This is a genomic window from Pseudarthrobacter sp. fls2-241-R2A-127 (assembly GCF_030209355.1).
Taxonomy (GTDB): Bacteria; Actinomycetota; Actinomycetes; order Actinomycetales; family Micrococcaceae; genus Arthrobacter.
Genome location: NZ_JARVSF010000043.1, coordinates 58455 through 72734 on the forward strand (window position 1 = coordinate 58455; position 14280 = coordinate 72734).

The window sequence follows — 14280 nt, forward strand, 5'->3', positions numbered from 1 at the left end:
GTGGAGAACCTAGATCCACTTGTTGTGCTTGAACGCAAGGTACAGGATGAGCCCCAGTACCAGCATCAGTCCGATCGCATAGGGGTAGCCGTAGTCCCACTCAAGCTCGGGCATGATGCGGAAGTTCATGCCGTATATGGATGCCACGAGCGTGGGGGCGAACAGGATGGCAGCCCAGGAGGAGATCCGCTTGACCTCCTCATTTTGCGCGTAGCTGGAAACTGTCAGGTTCTTCATTTCGTCGTTCTGGCGTTGTGCCACCAGCGCGGCGTTGACCGCGAGCGCGTTTTGCAGCAGGGCCCGGAAGGCGGCTACGCGCTCGTTGAGCCGGAGCACATGGTCCAGGACGTCCCGGTAGTGGTCCCGGAGCTCGTAGGCCTGTTCGCGGTCCGGGGTTCCGGCCATGAGTGCCTGCAGGATTCCGGCCAGCGGACTGGTGGCCCGCTGGAACATGATGACCTGGCGGGACAGCTCGTAGATGCGGCGGGACACATCCGGGTCCGCGCCGAAGAGGTCGTCCTCGATCTCATCGATGTCGTTCTCCAGCCCGGCGGCCACGGGCTCGTATTCGTCCACCACCTGGTCCAGGATGCCGTACAGCACGGCGTCCGGTCCGAGGGCAAGGAACTCCGGCATGGCCTCCATCCGCCGCCTGACCCTGGCCAGGTCCGGGGACTCGGCATGCCGGACGGTGACCACGTACTCCTCGCCGGCAAAGACGTGAATCTCGCCGAAATCGACTTTCTCGACGTCGTCCCGGTACCTGGCGGGCCGAAGCACCAGGAACAGGCACTCGCCATAGTGCTCCAGCTTTGCCCGCTGATGGCCGGCGAGCGCATCCTCCACGGCCAGGGCGTTGAGGTCGAATTCCTCGCCGACGGAGTGCAGTTCGGCGGCGTCAGGCCGGTAGAGGCCGATCCACGCCATGCCCTCGCGTTGCCGTAACAGGAAGTAGGTCTCATCCAGGTCCTCCGGGTCCTCGGTCCGGACTCCATTCACGTACACCGCGTTGTCGATGATGGTCATGGCTGCGCCTCCCGCTCATGCTTCCAGTCGTCCAGCAAGGCCGGCATCCTCGATTGGAGGAAGCGGTAGAAGAGAGCCATCTCGGCCACCCGCGCCCGTGCCGCCGAGCCTTCCGGCAGGGCCTCTGCGGTAGCGTCCGTCAGGTCCGCGAGCTTCCCGTAAATCGGGCTGTTCCGCATGGACACCACATACCATTCGTCGTCGTGCAGTGCGTAGAGGTCGCGGCGGCTGCCGGGCTGCGATACCCGGTGCACGAACCCGACGGTCTGCAGGTAGCGCACCGCCCCTGACACGGCGGCGGCGCTGGCCCCCAGCCGCTCGGCGAGCTCCGCGGCCGTGAGGCTCCCCTGCTCGGATGACACCAGTGCCAGCAGTGTCCTGGCGGGCATCTTGGGGAACCCGGCGGCGGCGAACGCGGCCGCGGTCCGTTCGGCAGCGGCTGCGGCCACTCCGGCGTCCCGCGCGGCGGCTACCCCTGTGTCGGTGCTCATGCCGCCCCCACCTCCCGCCGCCGCATCGCCGCAACGGCCAGCGCGCCCGCAGCAACGGCAATGGCCAGCATCCACCAGGCCCCGCTCCAGTCCGTCGCGTCACCGTGCGGGACAGGGGTGTGGGTAAACGGGGAGAGGTCGCGGAGGCCCTGATCCAGGCCGAGCATGCCGCCGAAGATCCCGAGGAACACCCCGAGCCCCAGCAGGGCCCAGCCGACGCCGATGGTCGCCATGGGCCACAGGACGAATACCAGGGCGGGTACGGCGAGGTAGATCAGCGCCGCCGGCAGTTGCGCGAGCGCGGTTTGCCAGAGCGCATCGGCCGGCATGGCTTGGTCGCCGGAGCCGGCCAGCGTGAGCCAGGTGCCCACACCGGTCAAGCCGATCACCAGGACCACGGCTGCGGCGCCGAGCACCAGGTAGCCGGCCAGCCAGCGCATCCGCCCCACGGGTGCGGCGAGCAGCAGTTCCGCGGTTCCTGCGGCCTCTTCCTGCCTGAGCCTGATGACGGCCTGAAGGGCGCAGGCTGCGGCCAGGATCCCGGCCATGGAGAACAGGACGGAGACCATGAGCTGGGTCAGGGAGGTTCCCTGTGACTGGAGCATCGACCTCAGGACGGCGGTGATATTGGTGTCCGGAGTGTCGACGGCGGCAATCGCCTTTCCCAACGACCCCGCCAGCAGCCCCAGGGCCAGGCCGCCCAGTCCCCAGCCGATGATCGACCCGGCCTGCAGCCGCAGGGCGAGGGCGGCGGGGCTTCGGAGACCGGGCCGGGCGGCGAGGCGTCCGGGGCGGGCACCCCATACACTGGCGCCGCTGTCCCGGGTGCCCAGGATGACCCATGCGGCCCCCAGGCAGCCGACGCCGAGCCCCAGCGGCAGCAACAACGGCCAGGCCCGGTTCCCGGAGAACGCGAACGTCTGCTGGCCCCAGCCGATGGGCGAGAACCAGCTGGCGGCTCCTTCGGTCATGGACGTTCCGTCAGCGTGAGGGGTTCCGGTGGCGTCACCGATCCCGCGCAGCACATAGGCCAGGACAACCAGTGCAGAGGAGACGCCGTTCGCCCCGCGCGAGGTGCTCATGAACTGGGCCACCAGGATGCCCACGCCAAGGAATGAGAGGCCGACGGCGCCCGTTGCGGCGCCCGCGATCAGGCACCCCTGCAGGTCCAGGCCCTGGACCGCGAGGCCGGCGCAGACGGCGAGCGCCACCAGGACGTTGGCGGCCGCACCGTGCAGCACGGTGACGATGGTGGGCAACAGCCGTCCCGCGGGGGTGGCCGCCACCAGCTCGGCGCCGCCGGTTTCCTCGTCGGCCCGGGTATGGCGAACAGCCAGGAAAGTGCTCATCAGTCCGGCCAGCAGTGCCAGGAAGGCGTAGACGAGGAAGAACGTGAAGGCGCCCTGCTCAGCGCCGCGGGGCAGGCCGCGCAGCATCAGGATGGCAGGGGTGGCGATGGCCACCTGGAGGATCTCGGCGCGGCTGGCGGCATTGCCGTAAGTCTGGCTCACGGCGGAGGCAGCGAACAGGGCGAAGGCGCCGATTCCCAGTATCCAGCTCAGCAGCTGCCAGCGGTCGCGGCGCAGCCGCTGGCCCCAGAGGATCATGAGGACTGCCATCTCAGGCACGTCCCCTCGCGCCGAGCAGGTGCCGGCGCGCGCCGTGCCGGTGGTCCCCGTTGCCGGCCCCGGCTTCGGAGGGGGCGCCTGCCGTGGTGTCTCCGTAGTGCCGCAGGAACAGCTCCTCGAGCGAGGGCGGGTTGATGGTCAGCCCCTTCACGTCCAAGGCGCCCAGGGCGGGAAGCACCTCCGCCACCCGGTCCGATTCCGCGCTGAACTTGACCCGGCCGGCGTCGAACGTCAGGTCATGCACGGCACCCAGCCGGGCCAGGGCGTTCGTGTCCATGCCGTCCGCGGCGAATGAAATCTCGGTCCTGGTGAGGTGGCGCAGGGAGTCCAGCGTGCCGCCGTCCACGATCCTGCCGGCGCGGATGATGCTCACCCGGTGGCACAACACCTCCACCTCGGTCAGGATGTGGCTGGAGAGGAGCACGGTGGCGCCGCGCTCGACGACGGCGAGCAGCTCCCTGCGGAAGACCGCCTCCATGAGCGGGTCAAGGCCGCTGGTGGGTTCGTCGAGCAGGTAGAGCTCGGCGTCCGTGGCGAGGGCGGCGATCAGCGCCACCTTCTGCCGGTTGCCCTTGGAGTAGGCGCGCCCTTTCTTGGCCGGATCAAAGTCGAAGGCCTCGCAGAGCCGGTCCTTGCTGCGCCGGTACCCGGCACCGTCCGCTGTTCCGCCGCGCAGCCGGGAGAGCAGGTCGATGGTCTCGCCGCCGGAAAGGTTGGGCCACAGCCGGACGTCCCCGGGGACGTAGGCCAGGCGGCGGTGCAGTTCAACGGCCCGGGTCCACGGGTCCAGGCCAAGGACGGTGGCCGAACCGGATGATGCCTTGGCCAGGCCCAGCAGGATGCGCAGGGTGGTGGATTTCCCCGCCCCGTTTGGTCCCAGGAAGCCATGGATCTCCCCTGCCCGGACATCGAGGTCCAGGCCGTCCAGGGCCCGGACCCTGCCGAAATTCTTATGCAGGCCCACAGTTTGGATGACAGTGTTCATGGATTAAGCTTCGGAGTTTTCACAAGTTTGTGAAGGTACTAAAGTCCCAATCATGAGCACTGATGGCCAGGCTGCCCGCTCCTCCTCGGCGCCCTTGTATGCAGCGGGGTTCGTCACTGCTTTCGGCGCCCACAGCATCGCGGCCGCGCTGGGCGCCCAGAGCGGCAATATCGGCTTGACGCTGCTGAACCTCGGCATCCTCCTGGCCCTGTACGACGTCGCCGAGGTGTTCCTCAAACCCGTCTTCGGCGCACTCAGTGACCGGATCGGCGCCAAACCCGTGGTCGTGGGCGGGCTGCTGGCCTTCGCCGCGCTGTCGCTGATCGGACTTGGCGCGGCCGATCCCCTGGTCCTTGCCCTGGCCCGGCTGGGACAGGGGGCGGCTGCGTCGGCCTTCTCGCCGGCGTCGTCCGCAATGGTGGCCCGGATGGCCCGCGGCGGAAAGGCGGGCACCTACTTTGGCAGGTACGGGTCCTGGAAGAGCCTGGGCTACATCATCGGCCCGCCGCTGGGCGCTGGGCTGATCCTGGCGGGCGGTTTTCCCCTGCTGTTCGGAGCCCTCTCCGCCGTGGCCGCGGTGACGGCGCTTTGGGTGCTGGTGTCCGTCCCGCACCTGCCGCCGCTGCCCCGGAAGCGGTACACGGTGATGGACCTCGCCCGGCAGATTGGCGAGCGCCGGTTCCTGGTGCCCACGCTGGTGCTTGCCGCGTCCACCGGAGCCTTGGGTGCCGCCGTCGGCTTCCTCCCCGCGCTGGCCGCCCGCCATGGCATGGACGCGTTCGCCGGCACTGCCGCGGTGAGCGTGGTGGCGCTGGGGTCGGTGCTCACCCAGCCGTGGATCGGGCGGCTGCGGGACCGGAACGCCGTCACCGACAACAAAGGCACCACCGCCGGGCTCCTGCTGATCGCCGCCGGCATCGCCGCGGTTGCCGTGGCCCCGGGCGTGGTGACCATTTTCGTCGCCGCGGCATGCATCGGCACCGGGATCGGCGCCGCCACGCCCCTGGGGTTCGCGCATCTGGCGGACACCACGCCGCCAGAGCGGATGGGCCGGACCATGGGCTCGGCCGAACTGGGCCGCGAACTGGGCGATGCCGGCGGCCCGCTCCTGGTGGGCGGCATTGCCACGGCCACGGCACTGCCGTTTGGACTGGGTGTCCTTGCGGTCCTGGTGGGGGCAGCCAGCATCCCCCGGCTCGACCCCGTCAAGCCGGGTGCCACCGGCCCCTGAGCAGCCGTCCAGCTTTTTGTGTCACCCTTAAGCGCGATGACTTCTTCACGGCAACTCCCCACCCGGACACTGTCCCGGCCTGCTCCGGGCTCGGCCTTCCTGTTTGTGCTGTCCACAGTGGCCTGCGTTGCCGGGCTGGTTGCCACCTACAACTTCTTCGTCCAGACGGCCACAGGCCAGTTCATCGATGAATCCGCTCTAGTGGAAGCCGTGGACATTCACGGACCCGCCGGGAAGGCCGCCACCCAGTTCCTGGACTGGCTGCCCACGATCTCCCTGGTGATGGCCGCCGTCGTGGTTCTGTTCGTCACGGTGATCCGGCGGCACTGGGCGGAAGCTGGGATCGCCGTGGCGGCGTGCATCGGCGCCAACGTGGCAACGCAGGTACTCAAGGACCTGCTGCCGCCCCGCCCTGACAAAGGCGTGCTCACCCTTGAGCTCAACTCCCTGCCGTCCGGGCACACCACGCTGGCGGCGTCCGCTGCGGCCGCCGTGTTCCTGATGGCATCCCCGCGGTGGCGCCCCATGGCCGGCTTTATTGGCGGTTCCTTTGCCATCGCCTCCGGCGCCTCCACGTTGATCAACCAGTGGCACCGGCCCGCGGATGTGGTGGCCGCGTTCCTCCTGGTGGGCGCCTTCATGATCCCCGCGGGCTGGCTGATCCTGCGCCGTGGTTCCTGGAATGAGTGGGACGGGTTCGGCCGGCATCTAGGCTCGGCCCGCATCTGGTTGACGCTTCCGGTGCTGATCGGGCTGGCCGCGGCCGGGGTGGCGTTTTACTCGCTCATCCGGATTGCGCCCGGCCCTTGGCAGGAATCAAGCACCACCAACTACTTCTGGGCCGGGATCTCGCTGATTGTCATCGCGGGGTACCTGGCCACGGTGGCAACAACGTCGCTGTTCGCGTTCGCGGCCCGGCGCAGGGACGCTCCCGGCCTGTAGAGGATTACCGGCGCCGTCAGTACGCGTCGCCGGGGTCCGCCGAATCCCGGCCGATGCTTTCCTCCATCGCGGCCGCCAGCTCAACTTCGTCAAGGTAGCGGGCGGCGGGCTTTCCCGTCTCCTTGGCCAGCCTGTCCATGGTGGCCAGGTGCTGGCGTGCCAGTTCGATGGCGAGCTGCTCAACTATGCTGGGCCCGTTCCGCACCACCAGGTCGCTGAGGTACGCCTGGAGCCTGCCGGCCGGCTTTCCCGGGGCCCGGGACTCGGCGGCGACAAGCCGGGTGAGGGCCGCGGCAGCGACGGCCGGTTTGTCGCTGAAGAGTTCCACGTTCGTCCCTCCATAGCGGCGGGCGGGATGGGTAGCGCCCGGATCCGTAGCTACAATTTAGCCCCTTCCCGGTGCGCCGGTAAGGGGTCGTTGTACCCGAACGGGACCCGCGGGCAGCCCAGGATCCGCCGGTGGGCGGCCCCATTTTACGGGGCCGGCCGGGCACCCGGCCGGCAGCGGAAACTCTTGACCGAACCTTGCGGAATTTGCTCCAAGTAACTTGAGCGCCGCCGTCGATAGTTGCTAGTGCCTGGCGGCGTCTTGAAGTGGGCGCCCCCAGGCGCTCCAGTATCTGCGGCGGGCCAGGCTCAGGGTTCGAGCCGCCTGCGCAGGAGGCAGAACTCATTGCCCTCCGGGTCCTGCAGGACGTGCCATTGCTCCCCGCCCGTCTGCCCGACGTCCGCCGGCCGGGCACCCAGCGCCAGCAACCGTTCCAGTTCGGCATCCTGGTCCCGGTCCACCGGGTTGATATCGATGTGCAGCGGAAGCCGACCCACCCGCGGGTTGCTGCTGCGGCTGAAGATGATGGTGGGCTGGAGTCCGCCGAACCCGGCGGCCGGCCCTATTTCGACCGCACCCTCCTCCCGGTCCAGCTCGACGTAGCCAAGGACCCCGCACCAGAACCGCGCGAGCAGTCCGGGGTCGGCGCAGTTCAGGACGAGTTCACTGATTCGGGATGACATGACCGCAGTCTACCGACGCGCAAACCCCTTCTCGCGGCGTATCTTCCGTCTGCGCTCCACGTCGGGTGCCCACGGGCTCCCCTTCGCCGGGTATATGGTGGCCGCCAGGCCAGCTCTGCAGGAGGAGGCGCCACTGCTGGGGGGGGTGCAGCGGCACCTTCTTCCGCCGGGCTGGCGGATGGCCGGCGCCTAGAACGTGGTGGACAGGCAGGTGACCTTGTTGCTGTTGTTTCCTTGCTCCAGCGACACCGTGGCCGAGGCGGTGGCCTGTGATTGGTCCGCGTACGTCGCCGTCACCCGGATGGTCAACGGGGTGGTGGTCCGGTTGGCCACCACGATCTTCGACGCAATGGTCAGAGTGACCGTGCTGGTTGTTCCCAGGCTCACCGATTCGGTGTAGGCCGGCCCGTAGGTGCCATTCGATTGGAGCGCGGCGTAGCTGAGTGCCGTGGGCGCCGTGGACCCCACTGCGGACAGGGTTGCTGTCTGCCGGGGGCTGTCGTTGGTGCACGTGAATCCGGAGAACGATTGAGTCGGCCAGGTTCCGGACGCCGTGACGGCCATGGTCGCCGTCGCGCTTTGCTGCCAGAGGGCCGAGGCCGTGCCGGTGCCTGCGCCCAGCAGCACCGTGAGCGCGAACGCCCCTACGGCCAGTCCGGCGCCTGGAATGTTCCCCAGCCGCGGCACTTAGGCCGCCTCGGCAGCGGGGTCATCCTGCTTGCGGGTCTTGCGCATGGACTTGTAGACCGTGATGGAGCCGTAGCCGATCAGTGCCACGGCCGCGATGACCGTCCACATTTCCCGGTCCGAGTTGCCCAGGAAGTTTGCCACGAAACCAACGTAGGGGACGGCGTAGAACAGTTTGCCCTTGACCTGGATGGCCCGGATGGGCTCGGGATCGTTGGCGCCGTTGTTGTCGCCTTTGGTGATGAGCGTCTTCTCGCCGGACTGGGTGGACCCAAACCCGACAATCCGGTGCGTTTCCACATCGGGCCGGCCCGAGTACAACTGGAAGGTGATGACGTCGCCGTACTTGAGTTCGTCGAACGGCGCCGGTTTCATCACCATGAAGGTGCCCGGCGGGTAGTGCTGCGCCATGGACTTGGTCAGTATGGTGTAGGTCTGCGAACCGGTGGCCACCGGAACCACGATGAGGACAAGGGCGGCGAACAGCGCCACCAGCATCGCTGCCATGCTCAGCATGCGTCCGACGACGGCCCAGGCACCTTTGCGCCCGCGTGACCGTTTTGGCGCGGCTGCCGGAGTTGCCGGTTCGGTGCCTCCGCCGAGAAGGCGTTCGGTCAGGTCAGCAGCCACTGGGCACCCCGCAGAGTTGACGTGCGGTGAGTGGAAGGGTGATGGTCACTGCTTGTCCTTTCACTGTTGACGGTGCGCCGGAGGCGAGGCTGACCTGGAAGCAGAAGATGGTGGAACCGCCTTTGCCCAGCGTGGGCGAGACGAGACCGCTGGTGCTGATCTGCGCGTAGCCGGTGCTGGAGCTGCATTCCGTAGTGGAGGCGGCGGTCTTCGAGTTCACGATGATGTAGGAGGCCAGGGTTCCGCTGCCGGAGTTTGCCACTGTTGGCTGGCCCACCGTGATGGTGGTGTTGAACTGGCCGCCGGCGTTGGTGTTGTTGGTGACCACCACTCCCCCGGAGACTGAGGTGCCCGGGCCGAGGGTCCCTGCGGGAGACAGTGCCAGGTTCGCCGGAGTCCCGTTGGCCAGGGTCATGTTGGTGGTGGCCCCGGAGTTGACCGCCGTCAGCGCTACATCAAACGACGCCGCCGAGACGGTTCCGGGAGCGGCCACTGCCGAGGCGTTCCAGAGGGCAAATGTTCCCTGCACGGTGAACAGGCCGAGGACCACGGCCGCGGCGATCAACGCCGCCGCCTTCAGTGCGCGCTTGGTGCGCATGCGGTTTCCTCCTGGTCCTGTTTCCTCGTGCTGCCGGCCGGGTGGCCCTGGGGCCACCCGGCCAAGTCAGGCTAGGAAAGGCCGGGCTGCGTTACCTGGGTCAGCTGGAAAGCTACGCTGCCGAAGTTGTAGCTCGCCGTGGTGTCCGCGCGGCCGGTGGTGGTGGACAGGAATTCGAACGTGATGGTTGCGGTGACCGTCTGGTCCGAGCCGGTGGGCTTGAGCGGGTTGGAAACCGCAGTGCCGCCGACGGTGAGCACCGGAGCGCTGACCGAGACGTTGGTAGACGTGAAGCCGTTGGTGGGGGTGATGCCGGTGGTGGCAACGTTGGCGGCCATCTTGTTGCCCACCAGCTTCACGGTGAGCGGCTGGGTGAACGTGAGCTTGTCGCCGGGAACGACTTTGTAGGCGGTGATGTCCGGGATGACGGTGCCGGCACGGTCGGTCCAGACGCCGTTGGCGGCCGTGACGTTCAGGTCACCGGCAACGATGGTGCCCGGCGCGGCGGTTGCTTCTGCGTTCCAGTTGGCCAGGGTTCCCCCGCCGCCCAGCAGCAGTGCGGCGCCAACGGCGATGGCGGCAGTTCCCTTGACCAGAGTGCTGTTCTTCATGATGTCCCCTCAGACTTTATGGTGTTCGTTTGACTAGCTGGGACCTACCTTGCAGGGCCAAGCTCAGGAAGTGAGGGGGTAAAGGGTCAACAAATGCTCAAGGTATTTGAAATTTCAACCGGGGCCTGACCTGCACTAATACGGGATTGGACCCTCGGCTGCCATGGCTGCTTGCTCAGGACACGGTGTAGGAGTTCAACGGCCTTCCGGTGCTGCCGTAGGTGAGGTCCAAGACCAGGAGGCCTTTCCGTTCCAGCGTGCTCAGGTAGCGCTGGGCGGTTGGCCTGCTGACGCCAAGTTGCTCGGCAATTTCCGCAGCGTTGACGGGCCCGCGGGCCGTCCGGACGGCGTCGAACACTTTCTGCATGGTGGGCTGCAGGCGCGGTGCCGGGGCGGCTGCCTTGATCCCTGCCAACCGCGCCTTGTAGAGATTGTCAATGGTTGCCTGGTTCGCCGTCGAAACGGACTCAAGCTCCTCGCGCCACTTCTTGTAGGCCTCCAGCTGCGTGCGGAGCCGCTCGAACCCGAAGGGCTTGACCAGGTAATAGATGGCTCCGCTGGTCATCGCGGACTTGACCGTGGCCAGGTCCTGCGCCGCGGTGATCACGATGCTGTCTATTTGGGTTCCGGCTGCTTGCAGGGACCGCAGGAGGGAGAGTCCATCCTCGTCCGGCAGGTGGATATCCAGCAGGAGAAGGTCCGGCTGGAGGCGGACAATTGCCTCCCGCGCCGCCGCCGCCGTATAGACCTGGCCGACGCATTCGAATCCGTCCACCCGCTCCACCCTGGCCGCATGGATGCCTGCCACCCGGAAATCGTCGTCCACTACGAGCGTCTTAATCAACGCCTGCACTCCTGTCCTCAACCGCTGCCTGCGTCTTTGCCGGCAGCCACACTTCAAAGTTACCGCCGGGACCCGGAAACACATCCAGCGTTCCACCCGCCCTGCGGACGATCCTGCTCACCAGTGCCAGCCCGATCCCGCGCCGCATGCCGGGCCGCGGGTCCTTGGTTGAGTAGCCGTCCACCATGACTTGGCCAACCTTGTCGGCAGGGACACCGGGCCCGTTGTCCCGGACAGCGATAAAGACGCCGTCCGCGTCATCGAGCTGCACGGTCACACGGCGGGGCCGCGGCGTATTCGCCAGCGCATCCACGGCGTTGTCGAGGAGGTTCCCAACGATGGTTACCAGCTCGGTAGGGTCCACCTCGGGATGTTCCAGCCTGGAATCGGCCGTCACCTCCATCTGCACGTCCTGTTCGGCGGCGACCGCCACTTTGGCCAGCAGCAAGGCGGCCAGCTCCGGCGGCGAAATCGTGGCACGCAGCCTCTCACCCAGGGACCTGGACATGGTGGAGACCTGCGAGACATACCTCTTGGCGTGGTCCAGGTCCCCCATTTCCAACAGCCCGTCAACAATGTGGAGCCGGTTGGCGTACTCATGCTCCAGGGCGCGCATGGCTTCCATCAGGCCCTGGATGGAGTGGAGGTCGCGGACCAGGCCTTCAATTTCGGTCCGGTCCCGAAGCGTGACCACCGAACCAATGCTGCGGCCGGCGGTGGCCACGGGCATCCTGTTGACAACCAGCAGGGCGTCCTCGGTCAACGCCACCTGGTCGGCGCCGGGGAGCCCGCCGGCCAGCAAGTCCCGGAGGCGGCCGTGCGGAAGCAGGTCGGCAATGGGTTTCCCCAATGCCTCGCCTTCCAGGTGGAGCAGCCGCCGGGCCTCTTCGTTGATCACCGTCACCTTGCCGGCATCATCCAGTCCGACGACGGCCTCCCGGATTCCATGAAGCAAGGCCTCCCGTTCCTGGAGGAGGGAGGCGATCTCGGCTGGCTCGAGGTCGAACGTGACCCGCTTGATGCGCCTGGAGAGGAGCAGGGAACCCGCGACGCCCAAGGCCAGGACCAAGGCAGAAAATCCCGTAATCAGCCAGATGTTCTGCATCTGGTTGCTCAGGACCTGAGTGTCCTCGATCCCCACCGAAACCTGGCCCACCACCGAGCCGTCGGCGCCGAAAATGGGGGCCTTGGCGTTCGCGGAGCGGCCCAGGCTTCCGGGGTCGAAACCAACGTGGGTCTGGCCGTCCAGGACCGCCACCGGTTCCTCCAGCCGGCGGCCGATCAACGCCGGATCCGGGTGTGAGTACCGTACGCCCTCCCGGTCAGTCACCACCACGTAATCGGTCCGGGCGGCCGTCATCACCTGGCCGGCAATTCCATTGATGACATGGCCGGGGTCCCCGGACGCCACCGCGGAACGGATCTCCGACATCTGCGCCGTGGTGGTCGCAATGCCCAGGGCGCGCAGCTGGTACTGCTGGTCCAGCGTCTGGTTGCTGATCATCGAAAAGAGGAATCCGCCCAGGGCCACCGTGAAAATGAGCAGCGACAGCGAGGCCAGCAGGATTTGGGCGGTCAGGGTTGTGAAGCGCCTGCCGGTCCGTGGCCGCTGCGCCACGGAATCCTGCATCATTGCGGCCCCTCCGGCACTGTTTTTCCGCGGCGGCAGAAAACGCACAAAACGTGCACTTTTGCGGCTAAAGCACACATCGTACGGAAGTCTTCCTGGCGCAAATGATCACTCCCTAAGCTTCACACAGTTCCAGTGATGAACATCACGAACCCGGACTACATGGACAAAAGACAGCGAGGTCTTGCAATGAACAGCACCCCCACCCCCAGGCCGCCGGGCCCCCCGCCGAAAGCCGCGGAAGGGGCACGGATCGAGGTGTCCGGCCTGACCAAGCGCTATCTGACGCCGAAGGGCGAAACGTTCACGGCCATCCGTGACGTGTCGGTGACCGTCGAGGCAGGACAGTTCTGCTCCATCGTCGGTCCCACGGGGTGCGGCAAGTCCACCACCCTGGCCCAGGTCTCGGGGCTGGAGACGCCAAGCGCCGGCTCGGTGAAGGTGGGCGGCAACCTGGTGGAAGGCATCACCAACGGCGTGAGCTACATGTTCCAGGCAGACGCACTGTTTCCCTGGAAGAGCGTGCTCGGCAACGTCATGATGGGACCCATCCTGCTGGGAACGCCAAAGCGCCAGGCCACGGACCTCGCCCGGGATTGGCTTCGCCGGGTGGGCCTGGCCGGGTTCGAGGACCGTTTCCCGCACCAGCTCTCGGGCGGCATGCGCAAACGGGTGGCCATGGCGGCGGCCCTGATCAACAATCCCCGGATCCTCCTCATGGATGAGCCGTTCGGTGCCCTGGATGTGCAAACCAAGGCGATCATGCAGAACGAACTGCTCAAGCTCTGGGAGGAATTGCGGCCCTCGGTCCTGTTCATCACCCATGACCTGGACGAGGCCGTGGCACTCTCGGACCGGGTGGTGATCATGACCAGCAGCCCCGGGTCGGTCAAGGACGTCTTCGATATCGATCTTCCCCGGCCGCGCGGCAACGTCCAGGAAATCCGGCACGAAGAGCGGTTCCTGGAACTTCAGGGCCGCATCTGGGAATCCCTCAAGGACGAAGTGACCCGTGCCTACGCCGTGTCAGCAGGTGCGGCATGACAACCCTTACTCACAGCGAAACCCGCAAAGGCGAGAAGCCAGTGGAACCAGAGTCAGCAGCGAAGAATGCGGGCCGGATCAAGGCCCGTCGACGGTCCGCGTCCATCTGGATTGGCCGGATAGTCCTGGCGGTAGCGGTGGTGGGCGGCTGGCAGTGGTTCACGACGGAGGGGTGGGTGGATAAGTTCTTCTTCGGCCAGCCCTCCGAAATCTGGGACAGCCTGGTCAAGCTCTTCACCGAAGGTACGGCGTTCGGCACCATCTGGGAGAACCTGGGGGTCACGGCACAGGAGGCATTCTTCGGTTTCCTGCTGGGCACCTTCGTCGGCGTGATCCTCGGCATTCTCCTGGGGTCCAACAAGTACCTGTCGGCCGTCGTCGGGCCCTACATCCGGATCGTGAATTCGATTCCGCGTATCGTGCTCGGCTCGATCTTCATTGTGGCGTTCGGCCTGGGTGTCTTCCCGAAAATCCTGCTCGCTGCGGTGCTGGTCTTCTTCGTGGTGTTCTTCAATGCATTCCAGGGCGTCCGCGAGGTGGACCAGAACCTGGTGGCGAACGTGCGGGTACTCGGCGCTTCGCCCTACCAGGTGGCCATGCACGTCACCATCCCATCCGCCATGACGTGGATCATCGCCAGCCTCCACACGGCGTTCGGTTTCGCCATCATCGGCGCCTTGGTGGCCGAGGTGCTCGGCGCACAGAAAGGCATCGGCCTGATCATCAGCCAGGCGCAGGGGACCTTCGACCCCAACACGGTCTTCGCCTGCATGGTGATCATCGCCGTCGTCACCCTCTTTGCCGAATCCCTGATCAATCTCCTTGAGCACAGGCTCCTCAAATGGCGTCCGCCAAACCGTTCCGAGGCCCAGGCCATCTGAGCCCGCAAGCAACCCGCCACACCAGCTTTACCCCACAACAA

16 protein-coding genes are annotated in these 14280 nt (G+C 66.8%); 4 read left to right on the forward strand and 12 right to left on the reverse strand.

All coding sequences use genetic code 11. The features are described from left to right. Positions 1-9 precede the first annotated feature (9 nt). Genes QRN53_RS19860 through QRN53_RS19875 form a run of 4 tightly spaced genes read right to left on the reverse strand, consistent with a single transcriptional unit; the run spans position 10 to position 4130 of the window. Positions 10-1026, reverse strand: a complete 1017-nt coding sequence (locus QRN53_RS19860) for a magnesium and cobalt transport protein CorA (RefSeq protein ID WP_285245524.1) — start codon at positions 1024-1026, stop codon at positions 10-12. Beyond that, the gene (locus QRN53_RS19865; protein ID WP_285245525.1) at positions 1023-1517 is read right to left on the reverse strand and encodes a GbsR/MarR family transcriptional regulator; all 495 of its coding nucleotides are present in this window, start codon (positions 1515-1517) and stop codon (positions 1023-1025) included. The genes QRN53_RS19860 and QRN53_RS19865 overlap by 4 nt, the downstream gene beginning before the upstream one ends. After that, a complete protein-coding gene (locus QRN53_RS19870) occupies positions 1514-3136 on the reverse strand; it encodes an ABC transporter permease (protein WP_285245604.1) in 1623 nt (540 codons plus the stop codon). The genes QRN53_RS19865 and QRN53_RS19870 overlap by 4 nt, the downstream gene beginning before the upstream one ends. Position 3137: 1 nt before the next feature. After that, complete coding sequence (locus tag QRN53_RS19875) at positions 3138-4130, reverse strand: ABC transporter ATP-binding protein (protein ID WP_285245526.1); 993 nt, start codon at positions 4128-4130, stop codon at positions 3138-3140. Positions 4131-4182: 52 nt separating this feature from the next. On the opposite strand from QRN53_RS19875, the gene QRN53_RS19880 reads away from it, so the two are divergent. Beyond that, positions 4183-5361, forward strand: a complete 1179-nt coding sequence (locus QRN53_RS19880; protein WP_285245527.1) for an MFS transporter — start codon at positions 4183-4185, stop codon at positions 5359-5361. 36 nt (positions 5362-5397) lie between these two features. Next, positions 5398-6303, forward strand: a complete 906-nt coding sequence (locus tag QRN53_RS19885; protein ID WP_285245528.1) for a phosphatase PAP2 family protein — start codon at positions 5398-5400, stop codon at positions 6301-6303. Positions 6304-6319: 16 nt separating this feature from the next. On the opposite strand, the gene QRN53_RS19890 is transcribed toward QRN53_RS19885, so the two are convergent. From QRN53_RS19890 to QRN53_RS19925, 8 genes are all read right to left on the reverse strand, one after another. Further along, complete coding sequence (locus QRN53_RS19890; RefSeq protein WP_285245529.1) at positions 6320-6631, reverse strand: hypothetical protein; 312 nt, start codon at positions 6629-6631, stop codon at positions 6320-6322. A 308-nt stretch (positions 6632-6939) separates the two neighbouring features. Further along, entirely contained in the window at positions 6940-7314 is a 375-nt protein-coding gene (locus QRN53_RS19895; protein ID WP_285245530.1) for a VOC family protein, read from the reverse strand. 189 nt (positions 7315-7503) lie between these two features. Beyond that, the gene (locus tag QRN53_RS19900) at positions 7504-8001 is read right to left on the reverse strand and encodes a hypothetical protein (protein WP_285245531.1); all 498 of its coding nucleotides are present in this window, start codon (positions 7999-8001) and stop codon (positions 7504-7506) included. Beyond that, entirely contained in the window at positions 8002-8631 is a 630-nt protein-coding gene (locus QRN53_RS19905) for a signal peptidase I (RefSeq protein ID WP_285245532.1), read from the reverse strand. Then, positions 8621-9229 carry a hypothetical protein gene (locus QRN53_RS19910; protein WP_285245533.1) on the reverse strand — a complete coding sequence of 203 codons (609 nt, stop codon included), beginning with the start codon at positions 9227-9229 and terminating at the stop codon, positions 8621-8623. Before QRN53_RS19910 ends, QRN53_RS19905 begins: the two co-directional genes overlap by 11 nt. Before the next feature lie 71 nt (positions 9230-9300). Beyond that, positions 9301-9840: an alternate-type signal peptide domain-containing protein gene (locus QRN53_RS19915; protein WP_285245534.1), complete on the reverse strand. Its 540-nt coding sequence runs from the start codon at positions 9838-9840 to the stop codon at positions 9301-9303. Between the two features lie 175 nt (positions 9841-10015). Further along, positions 10016-10693, reverse strand: coding sequence for a response regulator (locus QRN53_RS19920; RefSeq protein ID WP_285245535.1), 678 nt, complete (start codon positions 10691-10693; stop codon positions 10016-10018). Next, positions 10677-12317 carry an ATP-binding protein gene (locus QRN53_RS19925; RefSeq protein WP_285245536.1) on the reverse strand — a complete coding sequence of 547 codons (1641 nt, stop codon included), beginning with the start codon at positions 12315-12317 and terminating at the stop codon, positions 10677-10679. The genes QRN53_RS19920 and QRN53_RS19925 overlap by 17 nt, the downstream gene beginning before the upstream one ends. Before the next feature lie 186 nt (positions 12318-12503). Here QRN53_RS19925 and QRN53_RS19930 point away from each other — a divergent pair, with 186 nt between their 5' ends. Together QRN53_RS19930 and QRN53_RS19935 are read left to right on the forward strand one after the other, a co-directional pair. Next, a complete protein-coding gene (locus tag QRN53_RS19930; protein WP_285245537.1) occupies positions 12504-13358 on the forward strand; it encodes an ABC transporter ATP-binding protein in 855 nt (284 codons plus the stop codon). Further along, on the forward strand, positions 13355-14239 hold the full coding sequence (locus QRN53_RS19935; RefSeq protein ID WP_285245538.1) for an ABC transporter permease: 885 nt from the start codon (positions 13355-13357) through the stop codon (positions 14237-14239). The genes QRN53_RS19930 and QRN53_RS19935 overlap by 4 nt, the downstream gene beginning before the upstream one ends. Positions 14240-14280 lie beyond the last annotated feature (41 nt).

Excerpts from the sequence above, each read along its gene's own strand:
- QRN53_RS19860 (WP_285245524.1), bottom strand. The coding sequence starts at position 1,026 with ATGACCATCATCGACAACGCGGTGTACGTGAATGGAGTCCGGACCGAG.
- QRN53_RS19865 (WP_285245525.1), bottom strand. The coding sequence starts at position 1,517 with ATGAGCACCGACACAGGGGTAGCCGCCGCGCGGGACGCCGGAGTGGCC.
- QRN53_RS19870 (WP_285245604.1), bottom strand. The coding sequence starts at position 3,136 with ATGGCAGTCCTCATGATCCTCTGGGGCCAGCGGCTGCGCCGCGACCGC.
- QRN53_RS19875 (WP_285245526.1), bottom strand. The coding sequence starts at position 4,130 with ATGAACACTGTCATCCAAACTGTGGGCCTGCATAAGAATTTCGGCAGG.
- QRN53_RS19880 (WP_285245527.1), top strand. The coding sequence starts at position 4,183 with ATGAGCACTGATGGCCAGGCTGCCCGCTCCTCCTCGGCGCCCTTGTAT.
- QRN53_RS19885 (WP_285245528.1), top strand. The coding sequence starts at position 5,398 with ATGACTTCTTCACGGCAACTCCCCACCCGGACACTGTCCCGGCCTGCT.
- QRN53_RS19895 (WP_285245530.1), bottom strand. The coding sequence starts at position 7,314 with ATGTCATCCCGAATCAGTGAACTCGTCCTGAACTGCGCCGACCCCGGA.
- QRN53_RS19910 (WP_285245533.1), bottom strand. The coding sequence starts at position 9,229 with ATGCGCACCAAGCGCGCACTGAAGGCGGCGGCGTTGATCGCCGCGGCC.
- QRN53_RS19915 (WP_285245534.1), bottom strand. The coding sequence starts at position 9,840 with ATGAAGAACAGCACTCTGGTCAAGGGAACTGCCGCCATCGCCGTTGGC.
- QRN53_RS19925 (WP_285245536.1), bottom strand. The coding sequence starts at position 12,317 with ATGATGCAGGATTCCGTGGCGCAGCGGCCACGGACCGGCAGGCGCTTC.
- QRN53_RS19930 (WP_285245537.1), top strand. The coding sequence starts at position 12,504 with ATGAACAGCACCCCCACCCCCAGGCCGCCGGGCCCCCCGCCGAAAGCC.
- QRN53_RS19935 (WP_285245538.1), top strand. The coding sequence starts at position 13,355 with ATGACAACCCTTACTCACAGCGAAACCCGCAAAGGCGAGAAGCCAGTG.